The sequence below is a fragment of the Tangfeifania sp. genome, assembly GCF_055108615.1.
The window spans coordinates 1-18,572 of the sequence record NZ_JBSQIC010000072.1; the positions used below are offsets into that span (position 1 = coordinate 1).

23 protein-coding genes are annotated in these 18,572 nt (G+C 41.8%); 16 read left to right on the forward strand and 7 right to left on the reverse strand.

Annotation, left to right across the window (positions count from 1 at the left end; genetic code table 11):
* The coding region (locus tag ACTCNA_RS13805) for a DNA gyrase inhibitor YacG (protein ID WP_462948511.1) at nt 1–344 on the forward strand (344 nt) is incomplete at its 5' end.
* 137 nt (nt 345–481) lie between these two features.
* Nucleotides 482–859, forward strand: a complete 378-nt coding sequence (locus tag ACTCNA_RS13810; protein ID WP_462948512.1) for a hypothetical protein — start codon at nt 482–484, stop codon at nt 857–859.
* Between the two features lie 6 nt (nt 860–865).
* On the opposite strand, the gene fumC is transcribed toward ACTCNA_RS13810, so the two are convergent.
* Both fumC and ACTCNA_RS13820 read right to left on the reverse strand, forming a co-directional pair.
* Complete coding sequence (fumC, locus tag ACTCNA_RS13815; RefSeq protein WP_462948513.1) at nt 866–2,260, reverse strand: class II fumarate hydratase; 1,395 nt, start codon at nt 2,258–2,260, stop codon at nt 866–868.
* 10 nt (nt 2,261–2,270) lie between these two features.
* Complete coding sequence (locus tag ACTCNA_RS13820) at nt 2,271–3,377, reverse strand: glycoside hydrolase family 88/105 protein (protein ID WP_462948514.1); 1,107 nt, start codon at nt 3,375–3,377, stop codon at nt 2,271–2,273.
* Nucleotides 3,378–3,752: 375 nt separating this feature from the next.
* On the opposite strand from ACTCNA_RS13820, the gene hisG reads away from it, so the two are divergent.
* The 14 genes from hisG (at nt 3,753) to ACTCNA_RS13890 (ending at nt 15,961) form a co-directional block, all read left to right on the forward strand.
* On the forward strand, nt 3,753–4,610 hold the full coding sequence (gene hisG, locus ACTCNA_RS13825) for an ATP phosphoribosyltransferase (protein ID WP_462948515.1): 858 nt from the start codon (nt 3,753–3,755) through the stop codon (nt 4,608–4,610).
* A 24-nt stretch (nt 4,611–4,634) separates the two neighbouring features.
* The gene (gene hisD, locus ACTCNA_RS13830; RefSeq protein ID WP_462948516.1) at nt 4,635–5,915 is read left to right on the forward strand and encodes a histidinol dehydrogenase; all 1,281 of its coding nucleotides are present in this window, start codon (nt 4,635–4,637) and stop codon (nt 5,913–5,915) included.
* Nucleotides 5,916–5,917: 2 nt separating this feature from the next.
* Entirely contained in the window at nt 5,918–6,949 is a 1,032-nt protein-coding gene (gene hisC, locus ACTCNA_RS13835; RefSeq protein WP_462948517.1) for a histidinol-phosphate transaminase, read from the forward strand.
* Nucleotides 6,946–8,067: a bifunctional histidinol-phosphatase/imidazoleglycerol-phosphate dehydratase HisB gene (gene hisB / locus ACTCNA_RS13840; protein ID WP_462948518.1), complete on the forward strand. Its 1,122-nt coding sequence runs from the start codon at nt 6,946–6,948 to the stop codon at nt 8,065–8,067. Before hisC ends, hisB begins: the two co-directional genes overlap by 4 nt.
* A 137-nt stretch (nt 8,068–8,204) precedes the next feature.
* The gene (purU, locus tag ACTCNA_RS13845; protein WP_462948519.1) at nt 8,205–9,089 is read left to right on the forward strand and encodes a formyltetrahydrofolate deformylase; all 885 of its coding nucleotides are present in this window, start codon (nt 8,205–8,207) and stop codon (nt 9,087–9,089) included.
* A 109-nt stretch (nt 9,090–9,198) separates the two neighbouring features.
* Nucleotides 9,199–10,743, forward strand: coding sequence for a T9SS type A sorting domain-containing protein (locus ACTCNA_RS13850; protein WP_462948520.1), 1,545 nt, complete (start codon nt 9,199–9,201; stop codon nt 10,741–10,743).
* A 5-nt stretch (nt 10,744–10,748) separates the two neighbouring features.
* Entirely contained in the window at nt 10,749–11,306 is a 558-nt protein-coding gene (locus tag ACTCNA_RS13855) for a TlpA family protein disulfide reductase (protein WP_462948521.1), read from the forward strand.
* Nucleotides 11,307–11,411: 105 nt separating this feature from the next.
* Nucleotides 11,412–12,011, forward strand: a complete 600-nt coding sequence (hisH, locus tag ACTCNA_RS13860; RefSeq protein WP_462948522.1) for an imidazole glycerol phosphate synthase subunit HisH — start codon at nt 11,412–11,414, stop codon at nt 12,009–12,011.
* Between the two features lie 15 nt (nt 12,012–12,026).
* Nucleotides 12,027–12,794 carry an acetylglutamate kinase gene (gene argB, locus ACTCNA_RS13865; protein ID WP_462948523.1) on the forward strand — a complete coding sequence of 256 codons (768 nt, stop codon included), beginning with the start codon at nt 12,027–12,029 and terminating at the stop codon, nt 12,792–12,794.
* A gap of 228 nt (nt 12,795–13,022) precedes the next feature.
* Entirely contained in the window at nt 13,023–13,277 is a 255-nt protein-coding gene (locus tag ACTCNA_RS13870; RefSeq protein ID WP_073173318.1) for an RNA recognition motif domain-containing protein, read from the forward strand.
* Between the two features lie 17 nt (nt 13,278–13,294).
* On the forward strand, nt 13,295–13,492 hold the full coding sequence (locus tag ACTCNA_RS13875) for a cold-shock protein (protein ID WP_073173249.1): 198 nt from the start codon (nt 13,295–13,297) through the stop codon (nt 13,490–13,492).
* Between the two features lie 14 nt (nt 13,493–13,506).
* The gene (locus ACTCNA_RS13880; protein ID WP_462948524.1) at nt 13,507–14,583 is read left to right on the forward strand and encodes an NAD(P)H-dependent flavin oxidoreductase; all 1,077 of its coding nucleotides are present in this window, start codon (nt 13,507–13,509) and stop codon (nt 14,581–14,583) included.
* Between the two features lie 10 nt (nt 14,584–14,593).
* On the forward strand, nt 14,594–15,460 hold the full coding sequence (locus ACTCNA_RS13885; RefSeq protein ID WP_462948525.1) for a sigma-70 family RNA polymerase sigma factor: 867 nt from the start codon (nt 14,594–14,596) through the stop codon (nt 15,458–15,460).
* Nucleotides 15,461–15,511: 51 nt separating this feature from the next.
* Nucleotides 15,512–15,961: a cold-shock protein gene (locus ACTCNA_RS13890; protein WP_462948526.1), complete on the forward strand. Its 450-nt coding sequence runs from the start codon at nt 15,512–15,514 to the stop codon at nt 15,959–15,961.
* A 60-nt stretch (nt 15,962–16,021) separates the two neighbouring features.
* Here ACTCNA_RS13890 and ACTCNA_RS13895 read toward each other — a convergent pair whose 3' ends face one another.
* The 5 genes from ACTCNA_RS13895 to ACTCNA_RS13915 all read right to left on the reverse strand — a co-directional run bounded on the left by ACTCNA_RS13895 (nt 16,022) and on the right by ACTCNA_RS13915 (nt 18,511).
* Complete coding sequence (locus ACTCNA_RS13895) at nt 16,022–16,234, reverse strand: DUF2905 domain-containing protein (protein ID WP_462948527.1); 213 nt, start codon at nt 16,232–16,234, stop codon at nt 16,022–16,024.
* A 635-nt stretch (nt 16,235–16,869) separates the two neighbouring features.
* Nucleotides 16,870–17,190: a hypothetical protein gene (locus ACTCNA_RS13900; protein WP_462948528.1), complete on the reverse strand. Its 321-nt coding sequence runs from the start codon at nt 17,188–17,190 to the stop codon at nt 16,870–16,872.
* Nucleotides 17,191–17,376: 186 nt separating this feature from the next.
* Nucleotides 17,377–17,676 (reverse strand): type II toxin-antitoxin system RelE/ParE family toxin, encoded by a 300-nt coding sequence (locus ACTCNA_RS13905; protein WP_462948529.1) that lies wholly within the window; start codon nt 17,674–17,676, stop codon nt 17,377–17,379.
* Complete coding sequence (locus ACTCNA_RS13910; RefSeq protein ID WP_462948530.1) at nt 17,676–17,897, reverse strand: hypothetical protein; 222 nt, start codon at nt 17,895–17,897, stop codon at nt 17,676–17,678. Before ACTCNA_RS13910 ends, ACTCNA_RS13905 begins: the two co-directional genes overlap by 1 nt.
* A gap of 332 nt (nt 17,898–18,229) precedes the next feature.
* Nucleotides 18,230–18,511 carry a hypothetical protein gene (locus ACTCNA_RS13915; RefSeq protein WP_462948531.1) on the reverse strand — a complete coding sequence of 94 codons (282 nt, stop codon included), beginning with the start codon at nt 18,509–18,511 and terminating at the stop codon, nt 18,230–18,232.
* Nucleotides 18,512–18,572: the final 61 nt, after the last annotated feature.

The window sequence follows — 18,572 nt, forward strand, 5'->3', positions numbered from 1 at the left end:
AATGTTTAGAATGTGGCGAACCTCTCCGGGGCCGTGCCGACCAGAAGTTTTGCAGCGATGCCTGCCGGAATGCCTACAACAATAAAAAACTGAGCGGTTCTACCAACTACATCCGCAAAATCAACCGCATTCTCAAAAAAAATCATTCCGTTTTGGAAAACCTCAACCAGTCGGGAAAAACAACATTGTACAAATCGGTACTGGAAAAAAACGGGTATAATTTTAAGTACTTTACCCACATTTACAAAACACGAAACGGAAGGGTTTACTATTTCTGCTACGACCAGGGTTTTTCGGTGTTGGAAAACAATAAATATCTGCTTGTAAGAAAAGAAAATAGATAAACCATTCAACGAAAAATTAAACAGGAAAAACGGAACAAACAATCACAAATTTTTTAACATAAAAATTTCCAGTATTCTCTTGGATATTTCAAATATCCGTTTCAAATTTGTTCATGTCAAACGTAAATCTATAAAAAATGAAAAAAGTTCTTGTACTATTGATTATCGCAGTATTAGGCCCCTTTGTTTTGCATGCCACCGCCCCCACTGAAAAAAGTAAAATTATCGGCGAATGGAAATACGAAAGCCAGAATGCACCCTATGGCTATGAAAAAGGTTCCATAATTATTTCTGAAAAAGAAGGCAAACTGGCCGGTGAAATAAAATTTGCCGATGGCTACAAGCTCGATTTAAAAGATGTTACTTATGTTGATGGTGTTTTTAAATGCAAATTCAATCTCGATTACAACGAAATTGCCATTAAAGCAACCATTGAAGGGAATAAAATGAAAGGCACAGCCGACTCACCGGAAGGTGCATTGCCATTCACCGCAGAAAAAGCAAAAGAAGAATAATAAAACTCATCCTTCCCCGACCATCTTTTTCGGATCGACCCACTTGTCAAAATTTTCTTCCGAAACATATCCCAGGTCAGTAGCTGCCTGTTTTAATGTAAGATTTTCGCGATAGGCTTTTTTAGCAATTTCGGCCGCTTTATTGTATCCAATGTGGCGATTTAACGCGGTTACAAGCATCAACGAATTTTCAAGATACTCCTCAATTACCGGTTTGTTTGGTTCAATGCCAGCGGCGCAGTTGTCGTTAAAACTGACACACGCATCGGCCAGCAGGCACGCACTTTGCAACACATTGGCCGCCATCACCGGTTTAAACACATTCAGCTCAAACTGGCCATTGCTCCCGGCAATGCCAACCGTTACATCGTTTCCCATTACCTGGGCAGCCACCATCGTGAGCGCTTCGGCCTGTGTAGGATTCACTTTCCCCGGCATGATGCTCGAACCCGGCTCGTTTTCAGGAATAAAAATCTCACCGATTCCGCAACGCGGACCGCTGCTCAGCATCCGGATATCGTTTCCAATTTTCATTAAACTCACTGCCAGTCGCCGGAAAGCGCTGCTCAACTCTACCATGGCATCGTGTGCTGCCAGCGCTTCAAATTTATTGGGAGCGGTGACAAATGACAGGCCGGTTAACTTTTCAATTTTTTCAGCCACGGCTTCAGCATAACCTTTCGGAGTATTCAATCCGGTTCCCACTGCGGTTCCTCCGAGGGCAATTTCGCTTACTTTTCGGAGTGAAGCTTTGACCATGTCCATTCCGTTTTCCAGTTGTTGAACATAACCACTGAATTCCTGTCCTAATGTAAGCGGCGTGGCATCCATAAAATGGGTGCGCCCGGTTTTTACCACATCCTTAAAATCTTCAGACTTTTGCGCCAGGGTATCCCGCAATTTCTGCACTCCCGGCAAAGTGGATTCAAACGTCAATTTGTAGGCGGCAATGTGCATTGCTGTGGGGAAAGTATCGTTGCTGCTCTGACTTTTGTTTACATCGTCGTTCGGACTTAATTTTTTTTCGTTATCCGTCAATTTGCCGCCAAGTAAAACATGTCCGCGATTGGCAATTACCTCGTTCACATTCATGTTGCTTTGGGTGCCGCTTCCCGTTTGCCAAATTACTAGTGGAAACTGGTCGTTGTGTTTTCCATTAAGAATCTCATCACAAACCTGCGAAATAATATCTGCTTTTTCTTTTGATAAAACCCCCAGTTCGAAATTGGTGAGTGCTGCGGCTTTTTTCAGGTATGCAAATGCATAAATTATTTCTTTGGGCATGCTGGCCGGATCGCCTATTTTAAAGTTGTTGCGACTGCGTTCGGTTTGTGCTCCCCAGTATTTGTCGACAGGAACTTTTACTTCTCCCATCGTATCCTTTTCAATCCTGTATTCCATAATCATCTACTTACTCCTCCAGTTTTATCACTTCGCTTCCTGCCAGCAAAAACGCTCCGGTTCCGTAAACTTCCCAACTGTCAGCCGAAAAATTTTTGCGTGGGTCAGCGCCAATGGGTTGCACCCAGCCTACCCTTCCATCGGGTTGAATCAGTGAGTTGAGGCCAATCCAGGCTTTTTTCACTACCGGCAAATATTTTTCTTTATCGAGTATTCCGTTGTTGATTCCCCATGCAAGTGCGTAAGTATAGAAACCTGAGCCGCTGGCTTCCCCTCCGGGATAGGAATCCGGATCGAGCAGACTTGCACGCCACAAACCATCCTCCTGCTGCAGCGATGCAACGCGCGCAGCCATTTCTTTGTAGTTCTGAATGTAAAAATCGCATGTCGGCCAGTCGGCGGGCAATTCTTCCAGCACGCGCACCAAACCGCCCATTACCCAGCCATTTCCGCGCGACCAGAATATTTTTTCTCCGTTGGCCTCTGTTTTGGGGTCAATTCCTGGCTCGTCCAGCTTGTAGTTGATATCGCGGGCATACAAATGTTCATCCTTGTCATAAAGCAAATCGTATGTTTCTTTCCATAGCTTATCACTCAATTTTATGTATTCTTTATTATCGAGCGTTATACCCAGTTTCACAAAAGCCGGCGGAGCCATAAAAAGTGCATCGCACCACCACCAGGTAATTTTTCGGATACCTCCGGTTTCGTAAGGAGTAGCAATAAATTCTTCAACGGTTGAATGAAAAGGTTCAATCATTTTCTCATCGCCCGAAACGCGGTACATATCCACATAAGTCTGGCAAATTGCATAGTCGTCGGCATGATGCAACCGCGGCCCGGGTTTCCATTTGTTGGATTCACCCATGGCATAAATCGCCTTGTAAATGTTTTCACATTCCAGCGTTTCGTAAGCCGCAAACACGCCGGCATAAAAAGCACCGTTTGTCCAGTCATACAGTTTGTGTTTCGGATGGTGTAACTGCCAGTCCAATGCAGTCTTCATCGTTTTTTTGATGTACGTATCTTCAAAAAGTTTTTCATTTTCTGAAGTTTGAGCAATGGAAACAGAAAACAATTCAGCGATAGCAATAATTGTAACAACTATTTTCTTCATGATTTTAATTTTGAGCCAAAGATATGCAATCGATTGCATTTTCAAAATATCTTTGTAAAATAATTTTTAACAAATTGGTGGAATTAAAATCCGGGATTGCTTTCAAACAAATTAATCGTTATACTTGCACAAAATAATATTGAAATGAATTACGGACACGGACATCATGGCCATTCTAAAATTTACCAAAGTAGGTAGGCTGGTGTTGTATTGCTTCGTAAAAAAATATAAACTAAGGGCTTGCCGGCAAAGGCAGGCCTTTTTTGTTTGACTTAAATTTTACGAGGAATAACGAAGTGAAATTTTTTAGTCAAACAAAATCCCGAAAGCGAAGCGATTCGGGATCTGTTCAATATAGTAATAATGATTAAAATTATGGAAAAACTAAAAATTGCGATTCAGACAAAAGGAAGGTTAAACGAAGATTCGATGGAATTGATCCGCGAATCGGGCATCGATTTAAGCATGGGACGACGCAAACTGGTATCAACTGCCGGCAATTTCCCGATGGAAGCATTGTTCCTGCGCGACGACGATATTCCACAAACGGTAGCCGACGGCGTGGCCGATGTGGGAATTGTCGGTGAAAATGAAATGCTCGAAAAACGGGAAAATGTGGTGATTGCCAAGCGCCTCGGATTCAGCAAATGCCGACTCTCGCTGGCTATTCCCAAAAACACGGATTACCCCGGAGTTGAGTTTTTCAACGGGAAGAAAATTGCCACCTCCTACCCCAATATTTTGAAAAAGTTTTTGGATGAAAACAAGGTGGAGGCCGAAATTCATGTAATTACGGGTTCGGTTGAAATTGCTCCCGGAATTGGTTTGGCCGATGCCATTTTCGACATCGTCAGTTCAGGTTCCACGCTGGTTAGCAATCGTTTGAAAGAGGTAGAGGTCGTTGTAAAATCGGAAGCAGTTTTAATTTCACGCCCTGATTTGCCGGCAGAAAAAAAAGAATTACTGGATGAACTTATTTTCCGGATGGAATCGGTACAGCGGGCAGAAGGCAAGAAATATATCCTGCTGAACACGCCCAACGAAAAAATTGAAGAAGTGGCTGCCCTGCTTCCGGGAATGAAAAGTCCGACACTGGTACCGCTGGCCAAAAAAGGCTGGAGTTCGATGCATTCGGTGATCGCGGAAGACGATTTCTGGGAAATTATCGGTAAACTGAAAAAAGCCGGTGCCGAAGGAATCCTGGTCGTTCCCATCGAAAAAATGATTTTCTGATTGAAAAAATTATAATAACTCAAAATGAATACAATTGTCAATCCGGATAGAAGTGAATGGCCCCAATTGCTGAAACGCCCACAGTTTGATGTAAGCGATTTGCATGAAAAAGTACAGGCTGTTTTAACTGACATTCGGCAGTCGGGCGATACAGCGCTTAAGAAATACACCCAAAAATTCGATGGAGTGGAACTGGAACAATTCCAGGTAGCGAAACAGGAGGTTGCCGAGGCAGAAAAAAATGTAAGCCGGGAACTAAAAGATGCCATACAACTGGCATCCGCCAACATCGAAAAATTTCATGCGGCACAAAAACCCGAAATAAAAAAAATTGAAACGGTACCCGGAGTTACTTGCTGGCAAAAAGCGGTAGCCATTGAAAAAATAGGATTGTACATTCCGGGGGGAACGGCACCGCTGTTTTCCACCGTTTTAATGCTGGCCATTCCGGCCCGAATTGCCGGATGCAAAGAAATTATTTTATGCACGCCACCCGGAAAAGACGGACAGATTCATCCGGCAATTTTATACGCCGCCAAAATTTCGGGCGTTAAAAACATTTTTAAACTCGGCGGCGTTCAGGCAATTGGCGCGATGGCTTACGGAACAGAATCAGTACCGAAAGTGAATAAAATATTTGGGCCGGGCAACCAGTTTGTAACTGCTGCCAAACAATTAGTCAGCATGAATGATGTGGCCATCGACATGCCGGCCGGGCCGTCGGAAGTGATGGCGGTGGCCGACGAATCGGCGAACCCGGTTTTTGTGGCTTCCGACCTTTTATCGCAGGCCGAACACGGCACCGACAGCCAGGTGGTTTTGCTCGCCGACAGCCAGATGCTGGTGCATGAAATCAGCGAACAAATCAATATTCAGCTCGAAAATCTGCCGAGAAAAGAGGTGGCCAAAAAATCGCTGGAAAACAGTCTCGCCATCGTCCTGAAAAACCAGCAGGAAACGGTTGATTTAATTAACAAATATGCACCGGAACATTTAATTTTATGCACGAAAGAATACCCTGAACTTGCTGAGAATGTGGTCAATGCCGGTTCGGTATTTCTGGGAAATTATACACCCGAAAGCGCCGGTGATTATGCTTCGGGAACCAATCACACGCTGCCGACAAACGGCTGGGCAAAAACGTACAGCGGCGTTAATCTCGACAGTTTCATGAAAAAAATTACGTTTCAGGAAATCATACCGGAAGGGTTGAAAAAAATTGGACCGTCAATCGAAATCATGGCAGCCACCGAACAACTGGAAGCGCATAAAAATGCTGTGAGTTTAAGGCTGAAAAAATTATAATTATGAACATCAACAATCTTCTTCGCAAAAACATAAAATCCCTTCAGCCTTATTCGTCGGCGCGCGATGAATACTCGGGCGAAGCTGTGGTTTTTCTCGATGCCAACGAAAATCCGTTTAACGAGCCGTACAATCGGTATCCGGATCCGCTTCAAAAAAAGTTGAAAGAAAAAGTAGCGAGACTGAAGAATGTGCCACCGGAACAAATATTTCTGGGAAACGGCAGCGACGAACCGATTGATTTGCTCATCCGGGCGTTTTGCGAGCCGGGAAAAGAAAACATTGTAACTATCGACCCAACTTACGGAATGTATAAAGTGGCAGCATCGGTTAATAATGTGGGAGTAAAAAAAGTATCGCTCACCGATGATTTTCAGCTTGATGCAGAACAAATGCTAAATACTGCCGATGAAAATACGAAACTGATTTTCTTGTGTTCGCCCAACAACCCTACCGGAAATTTGCTCGAAAAAGAAGCTGTGATTGAGGTGGTTAAAAAATTTAACGGAATAGTTGTGCTCGATGAAGCTTACATCGATTTTGCACCGGGAAAATCTTTATTGAAAAAGCTTTCAAATTACCCGAACCTTGTGATTCTTCAAACATTTTCAAAAGCATGGGGAATGGCAGGTATCCGACTGGGAATGGCTTTCGCTGATCCGGAAATTATTTCTATATTAAACAAAATTAAATACCCTTACAACCTGAATATTCTCACCCAGGAAAAAGCACTTGAGCTGACTGAAAGCCAGGAGAAAGTTGGAAAATGGGTGAAACTAATTATTGCCGAGCGCGAAAAAATGGCTCAATTGTTAATAGAATTTCCTTTTGTTAAAACAGTTTATCTTTCGGATGCCAACTTTCTGTTGGTAAAAATGCACGATGCCCGGGGAATTTATGATTATCTTGCAGAACTTGGAATTGTGGTGCGCGACCGCTCAAAAATTCATTTGTGCGATGACAGCCTGCGGATTACCATCGGGACCTCGAAAGAAAACGAGCAATTATTAAAAGCATTGAACGATCTGATATGAAACGAGCTTTATTTATCGACCGCGACGGAACTTTGATTGTTGAACCGGAAGATGAACAAATTGATTCCCTGGAAAAGCTGGAATTTATTCCGGGTGTTTTTCGCAACCTGTTCAACATTCAAAAAAATACAGATTACGAACTGGTAATTGTTTCCAACCAGGATGGCCTGGGAACGAATTCTTTTCCTGAGGAAACGTTTTGGCCGGTCCAGAATAAAATGCTGAAAGCTTTTGAAAACGAGGGGGTAACTTTTGACGATATTTTAATTGACAAAAGTTTTCCTGCCGACAATGCTCCCACCCGCAAACCTCGCACCGGCTTGATGGGAAAATACATGAACGGCGATTACGATTTGGCGGGCAGTTTTGTAATTGGCGACCGGCTAACCGATATTGAATTGGCAAAAAACCTGGGTGCAAAAGGAATTCTTTTCAACGACGGAAGTCTTTTGGAAAACCTGGAAAAACAAGGATTGGCAGAACATTGTGTGCTGGTTTCCAACGACTGGGACGACATTTATGCATGTGTGGCTGCACCCGAACGAACCGCTGAAGTTAAACGCACCACCAAAGAGACCGATATTTTCGTGAGTATCAACCTCGACGGAAACGGGGTTTCTGAAATTTCTACTGGTTTGAATTTTTTCGATCACATGCTTGCGCAAATCGGACGCCATGCCGGAATTGATATCGAAATAAAAGTAAAGGGTGATTTGGAAGTGGACGAACACCACACCATTGAAGATACCGCGCTGGCATTGGGCGAAGCGTTCAAAAAAGCAGTGGAGAACAAAAAAGGCATGGAACGTTACGGATTTTGCCTGCCGATGGATGATTGCCTGGCACTGGTGGCCATCGACTTTGGAGGGCGCCCCTGGCTAATTTGGGAAACCGAGTTTCACCGCGAAAAAGTGGGCGACATGCCCACCGAAATGTTCATGCACTTTTTCAAATCATTTTCTGATGCCGCCCAGTGCAACCTCCACATTAAAGCCGAAGGAGATAACGAACACCATAAAATCGAAGCGATTTTTAAAGCTCTGGCCCGGGCAATTAAAATGGCCGTTAAACGCGATTTGTTTAATTTTGAATTGCCGAGCACAAAAGGGAAATTGTAAAGAGAAGCCCCTCTTAATCTCCCCGAAGGGGAGACAAAAGAAAGATGAATATCGTAATTATGAAGATTAACAAAAAATACTAAAGTCGCCACCCTCTCGTCAAAAAGTCCCCTTTGGGGGATTAGGGGGCTCTTGTTATGAAAACGATAAAACCACTACGCGAACGAAGAAACACGGCAATTCTGTTGATTCACTGCCCCGACAGGCAGGGAATCCTGGCAACAGTAACTGAGTTTCTGAACAAAAACAAGGGGAACATTATTTACCTCGGACAGCATGTTGACAGGCAGGAAAAAACATTTTACATGCGCGTGGAATGGGAGCTGGAAAGTTTTGCGATTCCACCCGATAAAATCGGGGAATATTTCGATACGTTGATAGGCGCTCCGCTCCACATGTCCTGGAAACTTTATTTTTCCGATGAAATCCCGCGAATGGCGCTTTTTGTCTCCAAAATGCCACACTGTCTGTTCGATATTCTGGCGCGCTACACTGCCGGCGAATGGGATGTAAAAATTCCGCTTATCATCAGCAATCACGAACTGCTAAGACCTGTGGCAGAACGATTTGACATTGATTTTCACTATCTCCCGGTTACCAAAGAAAACAAAGCCGAACAGGAACAAAAAGAGCTGGAGCTGCTGAAAAAGAAAAATATTGATTTCGTAGTGCTGGCACGTTATATGCAAATACTTTCAAGCGATTTCGTGAAACAATTTCCGGACAAAATCATCAACATTCACCACTCATTTTTGCCGGCATTTGCAGGTGCCAAGCCTTACCATGCAGCGCATAAGCGAGGCGTGAAAATTATTGGTGCCACCAGTCATTACGTTACTTCCGAACTCGATGGCGGCCCCATCATCGAACAGGATGTTACCCGTTGCAGTCACGTGGATACCATTCAAAACCTCATCCGCAAAGGCCGCGATTTGGAAAAAATTGTACTTTCACAAGCGGTTTATAAACATTTGCAGCGAAAAATTCTTGTGTATAAAAACAGGACGGTGGTGTTTAATTAATGTTTTGATTGCTGTTAGGAGTGATTAATTGCAAAAAAAGTACAATCATATTAATTGAATTGTTAAATTGCTTTCAAAAAAAATCATTCATTAACTTAAAACTTTTGTCATGAAATCAGTAATTTTTACCACCACCCTTTTGTTAATGGTTTGTTTGACTGCTACAAGCCAGAATACCGGTTTTGAATGGGCAAAAAGCATTTCAGGTTCCGGAGATATTTCACCGTCGTCGGTGAATTCTGACAGTGACGGTAATATTTTTGTTGCCGGTGAATTTTCAAGCCGTACCGATTTCAACCCGGGAGAAGATTCACTTTTTCTTGAATCGTACGGATACGACGATATTTTTATTTCGAAATACAATGCTTTTGGCGAGCTGATTTGGGCAAAAAATATCGGCGAAAATTACAACGATGTTTGCAACAGTATGACATTGGATGACAACTACAACATTTATATTACCGGGCATTTTTCAAGGACTGTTGACTTCGATCCCGGAAATGAAACACATGAACTATCGACAACTGGAGGCGACGATATATACATTGCAAAATACGATTCAGCGGGGAATTTCAAATGGGCAGTTTCTATGGGATTGCTTAATGCCAGTGACGAAGGTACTTCTATAACAACCGACAAAGAGGGTAATGTTTTGATTACCGGATGGTTTCAGGGCACTGTCGACTTCGAGCCGGGTACCACTACCTTCAACCTTACATCAAACGGCCCCGGCTGTTTTATATTAAAACTCTCGGCAGAAGGTAATTTTATCTGGGCAAAAAATATCGACAGTACAGGCGGATGGGTTGAAGGGCATACCATTAAAACCGATAAAAACAACAATGTTTTTGTTTCGGGATTGTTCCAGTCCTCCACCGATTTTAATCCGGGAGCCGGCACCCACAATATGGAGCCTGCCACAGAGAATGCAGCTTTTCTGCTAAAACTCGATAAAAACGGAAATTTTAAATGGGCAGTCCAGCCCGGAGGTCATGCAAACAACAGCAATTTAGACAAAAAAAGGCCGTTTAGTATTGATCCTGATGGGAATATTTACCTCGCTTTCGACTTTATGAACACAGTTGATTTTGATCCGGGTAATGGTACTTATGAACTTTTTGCAGGAGATGAATGGAACAGAGCTCTGTTTATTGCAAAATATACACCAGGTGGAAATCTGTCGTGGGCACATCTGATAAACTGGGAAGAAAACGATGGTTCGTGGCCGTATGGCAATGGGGTTGACATTACAACCGATGTCTCAGGAAACGTTGTTTCCATTGGTCAGTTCAGCGGAAAATATAATTTCAATCCCAACGGCCCCCAGTCTGTGCTCAGTGGCAACGAAGATAATTACACGGGCTACATTATAAAACTAAATGGCATAACATCCGCTATTAATAATATTGAAAAAGATGCTTCTTTTAAATGTTATCCCAATCCCTTTTCCGAAAAAATAACAGTTTCAGGAAGCCAGCCAATGAAAAATGCGGAACTTCGGCTACGCTCGGTTTCGGGTCAAACAATTATTCATAAAAAAAATCTCGTAGGGAATAATATCGAAATAAATACAGGCAAAATACCGGCAGGCATCTATTTTCTGGAAATCAAACAGAAGGATGCTCAGATTGTTGGTAAGGTAATAAAACAATAAAATAAATGATAGCAAGAACAACACTTACGATTTTTTTAATGATTTTTTGTTTTCATCTGACAGCTCAAAACAAAATGCAAACCGTACCTGCCGATTACGGTTACATCGTGGAAATCGGTCAGCAAATGCCCGAAATTAAAATGACTTTAACCGACGGAACAACAGTTACTACTGCCGATTTGGAAGATAAAGTAGTCATGCTCCAGTTCACCGCGAGCTGGTGTGGAGTGTGTCGTAAAGAGATGCCGCACATCGAAAAAGAGATTTGGCAAAAACACAGAGACAATGACGATTTTGTGCTCATCGGAGTCGATTTGGACGAGCCGCTTGATAAAGTAAAAAAATTTGCCAGCGACATGAAAATTACTTATCCACTCGCACTCGATCCCGGTGGTGAAATCTTTTACACGTTTGCAGCAGAGGGTGCCGGAGTTACCCGGAATGTAATTATCGACCGTTCAGGAAAAATCGTTTACATGACCCGACTTTTCAAAAAAGATGAGTTCAATGAAATGAAGGAAGTGATTGAGAGCCTCCTCCAAAGGAGGAGGAAAATTGAATAATTAACAAAGCATTCGTAAAATGAATATATCCACAAAAAATTATACCAAATCAAATTTTGCAGTGCCAATCCCCCTCCTTTGGAGGGGCAAAGGGGAGGCTCTGTCATGAAAATCGTCATCATAAAATACAACGCCGGAAACATTGAATCGGTAAACAATGCGCTGAACCGGCTGGGCGTGAATGCAGAAATTACAGCAGATCCGGGAAAAATCAGAAACGCTGACAAAGTTATTTTTCCCGGAGTGGGCGAAGCGAGTACCACTATGGAATATCTGCGCAGGCACAAACTGGACGAACTGATTGTTTCACTCAAACAGCCCGTGCTGGGCATTTGCCTGGGGCTGCAACTTATGTGTTCGCATTCTGAAGAAGGAGATACCAAATGCCTCGGCATTTTCGACGAAAAAGTAAAACGTTTCATGCCTGAACCAGGGCAAGAATTTATTACAAAAGTGCCACACATGGGCTGGAACTCCATTTCAGATTTAAAAAGCAGACTGTTCACAAAAGAGCAGCAAAACGGATACGTTTATTTCGTACACTCTTTTTATGCCGGCCTGGGGCAAGATACTGCCGCAACCTGTAATTATATTGTGCCCTTTAGCGCGGCGCTGCAAAAAGATAATTTTTACGCCACCCAGTTTCACCCCGAAAAAAGCGGGAAAATCGGGGCGGAAATTTTAAACAACTTTTTAAAAATTTAAACGTTAAACCAAACAATGGATAGATTAACAATTATAAAAGTGGGCGGTAAAGTTGTGGAAGACACACAACAGCTAAACCATTTGCTCGACCAATTCAACCGCTTTTCAGGTAATAAAATTCTGGTTCATGGCGGAGGGAATACAGCTACAGAAATTGCCGGAAAACTTGGAATAGAAACCGAATTGATTAACGGCCGTCGCATTACAAGCAAATCGATGCTGGATGTGGTTACAATGGTTTACGGTGGCCTGGTAAATAAAAAGATTGTGGCCAGCCTGCAGGCACACGGTTGCAATGCCATCGGGCTCACTGGTGCCGACCTGAACCTCATCAGTGCCATAAAACGCCCGGTGGGCGATATCGACTACGGTTTTGTTGGCGATGTAAATGACGTGAACAGCCGCGAACTGCGCCTGATGTTAAACGAAAATGTGGTCCCCGTGGTTGCTCCGCTCACGCACGACGGAAAAGGAAGCCTCCTCAATACAAATGCCGATACAATAGCTGCTGAACTGGCCATTGAACTTTCAGGTCATTACAGCATTTTCCTTTTCTATTGTTTCGATAAACCAGGTGTTTTGCTCGATCCCGATGATGACAGCAAGATAATTTATGAACTTCAGGCCGAACAATTCAACGATTATAAGCAAAAAGGCATTATCAGCACCGGAATGCTCCCCAAACTTGACAACGGATTCAGGGCCAAACGAAACGGTGTAAAAGAAGTTCTTATTACAAATACTGAAAACCTTTCAACCGGACGCGGAACCCGGTTGGTTTAGCCATCCAATAAAATAAAAACCAGCAACTTCCTGTTTCCTACAAAAAAAATCATACCTTTGTTGCGATTTAAGGTTTGAGAATTTGCGCATTCATTTACTAATTCACACCCCCATTTTATTAGTTCATCACTGCACTTTTTTTTAAATCAGGAAAATGATTTTAACAACAGGGCTGTCAAATGAAAAACAGGTCTGAGGTTAAAATGTAACAATTAAATTTTTATTAGAATGAACATTTATGTAGGAAACCTTGATTTCAAGGTAGAAGAACAAGACCTCCAGGAGGTATTTGAAGAGTATGGAACAGTTACTGAAGCTAAAATTATTTCAGACAAATTTACCGGAAGAAGCAGGGGTTTTGGTTTTGTAACAATGGAAAACAAAGAAGAAGCAAACAAAGCGATTACCGATTTGAACGGAGCTGTTTACGAAGACCGCGACATGGTTGTAAACGAAGCAAGGCCCAGAAAATCTAATTTTTAAAAGAAAGTAAGTAAAAGATGAATACAGGAAAAGTAAAATGGTACAACGAAACCAAAGGATTTGGTTTTATTGAACAAGAAAACGGCGATGATATTTTTGTTCATCGCAGCGGGCTAACCAACTCATACGATGGGTTGCAACCCGAGCAGGAAGTAGAATTTGAAACCAAAACAGGCGACAAAGGCCTTTTTGCGGTAAATGTAAAACCGGTTTAATCAGAATTAACAAATTGAATCCATTTAATATTGGAGAACTAAAAATACCCGTTCCGATCATTCAGGGAGGAATGGGTATTGGTATTTCTTTGGCAGGGTTGGCATCAGCCGTTGCAAACAATGGTGGAATTGGTGTTATATCAACAGTTGGCATTGGTTTTATTGATGAAACCCAAAGTGGCAACCTGAGAAAGAGACACATCGATGCCATCCGGTCAGAGATTAGAAAAGCCCGTGAAAAAACCCGGGGTATTCTGGGTGTAAATATCATGTCGGTGATAACCAACTTTTCCGATATGGTACGCACCTCAATTGAAGAAGGAATCGATATTATTTTTTCAGGCGCAGGCCTGCCACTCGATTTACCAAAATATTTGGGTGAAGGAATTAAAACAAAACTGGCCCCCATTGTTTCATCATCGCGCGCAGCTAATTTAATCTGCCAAAAATGGAAACAAAACTTCAACTACCTGCCCGATGCGCTGGTTGTTGAAGGCCCAAAAGCCGGCGGACATCTTGGGTTCAAGCCAAATGATCTTGAAAAAGAAAGCAATACTCTCGAAAACCTCGTTTCGGATGTACTCAAAGTTACCCGCGAAATGAAGGAGAAATACAATAAAGATATTCCGGTAATCGCAGCCGGGGGTATTTTCTCTGGTAACGAAATGTTTAAAATAATGAAACAAGGTGCCACCGCTGTTCAGTTGGGAACCCGTTTTGTGGCCACCGAAGAATGCGATGCTTCGGCAGAATTCAAAAACGCTTTTGTTCAGGCAGGCGACGATGATATCGAAATCATCAAAAGTCCGGTAGGGATGCCGGGCCGTTCAATTTCATGCTCATTCATGAGGGAAGCTGTTGCAGGAAAACGACATCCCGATGTATGTAAATACAACTGCATAAAATCGTGTGATCCCAAAACCACCTCCTTTTGTATTGCCAATGCACTGCTTGCAGCCTACAGGGGAAACCTGGCAGATGGTTTTGTTTTTACCGGAACAAGTGCAGGGCAGGTCGATAAAATTTCTACCGTAAACAAGGTATTTAGCGATTTGCGAAACGAATACAACGAAGAAGAAAGTAAAAAATAACACAATTTAAATGCGGCAACTAAAAATTACAAAACAAATTACGCAGCGCAACGACGACACCATTAACCGGTACTTTAACGAGATTAGCAAATATCCCATGGTAACGGCAGAAGAGGAGGTGGAGTTGAGCGTTCGAATCCGGGCCGGTGATACCGATGCACTGAACAAACTGGTACAGGCCAACCTGCGTTTTGTAATTTCTGTAGCCAAACAATATCAAAACCAGGGACTCTCGTTTTCCGACCTCATCAACGAAGGCAACCTCGGACTGGTAAAGGCCGCAAAAAGATTTGATGAAACCCGGGGGTTCAAATTCATTTCCTATGCCGTTTGGTGGATACGCCAATCGATAATGCAGGCCATTTCGGAACAAACCCGGGTGGTACGATTGCCCCTCAACAGGCTTTCATCCATCAACAAAATAAAAAAAGCAATACCTTACCTCGAACAGGAATTCCAGCGCGAACCTACCGATTCAGAAATTGCAGGCCACCTCGAAATTTCGAAAACCGAAGTGGAAACAGCAAACAAAATCAAAAAAAGGCAGGTTTCATTCGACAAGCCGTTGTCACTCGACGGCGATAATGATTTTAACCTCTACGACATTGTTCAAACCGAACATTTCCCTTCGCCCGATAATAACCTGATGCAGGAATCGGTTGAAGAAAACATAAGAAGAGCAATGAGCAAACTTTCCGACCGTGAAGCAAAAATACTGACCATGTCGTTCGGGCTTTGCAACACTCCCGTGTTTTCGCTTCATGATATTGCATCGGAATACGAGATGTCGGCCGAAAGAGTCAGGCAAATTAAACGGGATGCTTTGGACAAACTAAAATTGTTGCTAAAAGAAAATTATGCTTTTTTGGAGTATTAAAACAAATCATTTATATTAACACAAAATTTAAAAGAATTTATATCATAATTTATGGGAAGATCACAAGAATCTTTTAACAAAAAAGAAGTCAGAAACAAAAAAGAAAAAAAGCGTAAAGAGAAAGAGAAAAAAAGGCAAGCCAGAAAAGAAGAGAGCAAATCGAACAGCCTGGATGATATGATTGCCTATGTGGACGAAAACGGGAACATTGTTGACACCCCGCCCGACCCCGATGCAAAAACCGAAATTAATGCAGAAGATATCGATGTGAGCGTACCATCCACCGAGGAAGTTGAAATGGATCCGATCCGAAAAGGAACGGTGAATTTTTTCAACGATTCGAAAGGGTTCGGGTTTATCAACGACTCGGAAACCAAGGAAAGCGTTTTTGTGCATATCAACAACTGCCTGGAACAAATCCAGGAAGGCAACCTTGTGAGCTTTGAAGTGGAAATGGGCCCTAAAGGACCGATAGCCGTTCAGGTTAAACTGGTTCGCTAACCAATTACACTTTTATTTTCCTTCCCAAAAGCTTGCAAAGGCAGGCTTTTCATTTCTTATCTATTTCAGGTACCTGATTAAATTAATCAGCACGGTTAACACTATGCTGATGAGTAGCATGGAAGTAATGGGTATAAAAACTTTGCTGTTTTCTTTTTCAATGCGAATATCGCCCGGCAATTTGCCAAACCAGCCGAAAAGCCCCGGTGCCAACCAGAGAATCAGCCCGATGACAATCATAATTATTCCTGCAATAATAAACCAACGTGCCATATTTTGATGGTTTTACATTTTTAAACTGCCTGCAACAAAAACCGCTATACCTTTTATTCCCCATTGATTTCAGGGGACAAAAATATAAATTAACGGCCTTGTTCCAAAAGACTGTTATACCGATTTGTATTTGAATATGGTTATAAAAGTTTGTAACCTGATGCAAATTTAAATTGCAGTTTGCATAAAAAACAGAGTAGAAATACGGTATTTTGCACGTGCGTAGAAATACGGTGGTTCGCCTATGTAAAAAATTTGCACATATTAATTTTCCCTTAAATTAAAAATCTTATTTCCAAATTATTATTACAAAAAATAATAGTTACTGAAAGCCATGTTTTATATAAATACTCATTGCTAATTTTGAAAAGCATACCCAAATCGTTGATCGTATCACAACAAAAGGAAGCATCGATTTCAGGTTCACTGTAACTAATTCATAACCAAAAACTAAACGAATCACTATCACTTATCAGCCAATTGGATGAAGATGAAAAAAATGCCCTGGTTAAGATTATTAATTCGATGCTGACCAAAAAACGGATGAAGGATTTATTGGAAGGGAAAGCTAATTTTTAGGGCAAAAAAGCCCCGGACTTACCGAGGCTTTGATTTTATTCAATTAATACTATACTTCATTGTAGATGAAATCCTGCTCTTTTCTTATCGAAATAAATACTATCCTGCTCAATCCTAAAATAATATCCTTCAGGATAACTTACGTTTGTGCAGAATTCACTAAGTTCATCAAAATCTACTTTTTTACATTCGATCAATTCTTTTGAATTGTATAATCCATAACCTTTACTGTTTTTGTAATCAAAGATAATAACAGGTCTTCTCTTTATATATGTAACTCCTTTTATCTCTTTTGGATTTGAGGGAGGAACGGCATCTGGAGCAATTGGGGGAATACGACTCGGTTTTCCCAGGTAAGCACCAATCCAGAATCCCAAAGAGTCATTATAGGATGCTTTGGCCTGGACGGGATTTGCAGGGGCGTACTATAATGCCGCATTATGTAACTTAGATTTGGGCATAAATTTTTGTGCGTGTTTTTTTGCTCCGCGCGGTACAATGGAAAACTGCAAAAAACATGACGGAAAATTTGTGCAGAAGGGCGGGAAGTATTGGCGTGGGGGTTACCCTTTCATTTTGTCGGGGTCTTGCCTGGAATCAAAAATATCGGTAATATAAATTGCTTCCCCGATAACCCGGTAAATGATTTTATAATGGCTAACAACTAAACGGCGATGTCCTAAATTCAAGTGCTCTAAATAAGGTTCTGTCCGTCCTTGCAAAGGTTGTAATAGCAGAGTGTCTGCTGCATCTAAAATTTCATTTCTGATTTCTATCAGTTTCCCATGACTTACTTTAGGGCCAATAAAGTTTAATGCTTCTTCAAGGCTGACAAGCGATTGTTCTGTATAAACAAGTTTCATCAGCGGCCTATGTTTGCTGTTCTTTGCTCGATTTCTTCTCTCGAAAAGATTTTCCCTGATCGGATGTCGGCTTCAGCTTTCTGTGCCCTGCTTTCCAGTTTGGTTACCAAAACTTCCTCTTTACGAAGTTTTTCGTAAAACTCGTTGATAGTCTTTTCATTGGCACGGTGCAAATAACTGTGTATAAAGTCTCTTTTTTCAATGACATTCATAATTTCCATTGTTCTATCTTCTACAAAAATAACGATTAATATTCATATTTGAAAGAATAATTTGGAAGGCTGACTGCAAAAACATCGGGTTTGTAAATCCTGCTCGTTTGTAACCAAAAAATTAAGAAATCCTATTTTTTGGCTCGCATTTAAACTACTCCAGTTACTCCAACCAGAATAAGGCCTTATACCAGGGAAATCAGTTTTTCCTTTTCGGTATCGTGTTATTACCCCTCCGGCACTCAAGCTCCAGTCATAACCAACCCAGGATGCCAATTTATCAACTTTAAATCCATTTGAACTGTAATTCAGCTTTACGGGCACACTAAGATGTTCATTTTTTAGTTCAAAATTTTCAGTGAAAACTGAACTGTGCCGGTGTATAAACCAACAGGCGCAGCACCATACCTTTCGAGAGATGCCGAATGAGAAGAGGGAGGAACGATGTCCGGGACTGTTGATCCTAAAGTGGCAGGATTTACAGATGATAGTGTAGTAATCTGATCATCAAGTAAACCATCGGGAGTTAAAATAGTTGTGTCTCTGTTTGTTGTATATTTTTGGGCATACAACGGCACCCAGATGAGAAGAATACCCATCATCAAAAGAATTTTTTGTTTCATTTTGTTTGGATTTGATTTAATGGAATTATTGATTAAATAATGATTTTAGTGTATCAACTCA

Excerpts from the sequence above, each read along its gene's own strand:
- ACTCNA_RS13905 (WP_462948529.1), bottom strand. The coding sequence starts at position 17,676 with ATGAAACTTGTTTATACAGAACAATCGCTTGTCAGCCTTGAAGAAGCA.
- ACTCNA_RS13885 (WP_462948525.1), top strand. The coding sequence starts at position 14,594 with ATGCGGCAACTAAAAATTACAAAACAAATTACGCAGCGCAACGACGAC.
- ACTCNA_RS13890 (WP_462948526.1), top strand. The coding sequence starts at position 15,512 with ATGGGAAGATCACAAGAATCTTTTAACAAAAAAGAAGTCAGAAACAAA.
- ACTCNA_RS13870 (WP_073173318.1), top strand. The coding sequence starts at position 13,023 with ATGAACATTTATGTAGGAAACCTTGATTTCAAGGTAGAAGAACAAGAC.
- hisD (WP_462948516.1), top strand. The coding sequence starts at position 4,635 with ATGAATACAATTGTCAATCCGGATAGAAGTGAATGGCCCCAATTGCTG.
- hisC (WP_462948517.1), top strand. The coding sequence starts at position 5,918 with ATGAACATCAACAATCTTCTTCGCAAAAACATAAAATCCCTTCAGCCT.
- hisH (WP_462948522.1), top strand. The coding sequence starts at position 11,412 with ATGAAAATCGTCATCATAAAATACAACGCCGGAAACATTGAATCGGTA.
- hisB (WP_462948518.1), top strand. The coding sequence starts at position 6,946 with ATGAAACGAGCTTTATTTATCGACCGCGACGGAACTTTGATTGTTGAA.
- purU (WP_462948519.1), top strand. The coding sequence starts at position 8,205 with ATGAAAACGATAAAACCACTACGCGAACGAAGAAACACGGCAATTCTG.
- ACTCNA_RS13915 (WP_462948531.1), bottom strand. The coding sequence starts at position 18,511 with ATGAAACAAAAAATTCTTTTGATGATGGGTATTCTTCTCATCTGGGTG.
- ACTCNA_RS13850 (WP_462948520.1), top strand. The coding sequence starts at position 9,199 with ATGAAATCAGTAATTTTTACCACCACCCTTTTGTTAATGGTTTGTTTG.
- ACTCNA_RS13820 (WP_462948514.1), bottom strand. The coding sequence starts at position 3,377 with ATGAAGAAAATAGTTGTTACAATTATTGCTATCGCTGAATTGTTTTCT.
- ACTCNA_RS13875 (WP_073173249.1), top strand. The coding sequence starts at position 13,295 with ATGAATACAGGAAAAGTAAAATGGTACAACGAAACCAAAGGATTTGGT.
- ACTCNA_RS13855 (WP_462948521.1), top strand. The coding sequence starts at position 10,749 with ATGATAGCAAGAACAACACTTACGATTTTTTTAATGATTTTTTGTTTT.
- argB (WP_462948523.1), top strand. The coding sequence starts at position 12,027 with ATGGATAGATTAACAATTATAAAAGTGGGCGGTAAAGTTGTGGAAGAC.
- hisG (WP_462948515.1), top strand. The coding sequence starts at position 3,753 with ATGGAAAAACTAAAAATTGCGATTCAGACAAAAGGAAGGTTAAACGAA.
- ACTCNA_RS13910 (WP_462948530.1), bottom strand. The coding sequence starts at position 17,897 with ATGGAAATTATGAATGTCATTGAAAAAAGAGACTTTATACACAGTTAT.
- ACTCNA_RS13895 (WP_462948527.1), bottom strand. The coding sequence starts at position 16,234 with ATGGCACGTTGGTTTATTATTGCAGGAATAATTATGATTGTCATCGGG.
- fumC (WP_462948513.1), bottom strand. The coding sequence starts at position 2,260 with ATGGAATACAGGATTGAAAAGGATACGATGGGAGAAGTAAAAGTTCCT.
- ACTCNA_RS13810 (WP_462948512.1), top strand. The coding sequence starts at position 482 with ATGAAAAAAGTTCTTGTACTATTGATTATCGCAGTATTAGGCCCCTTT.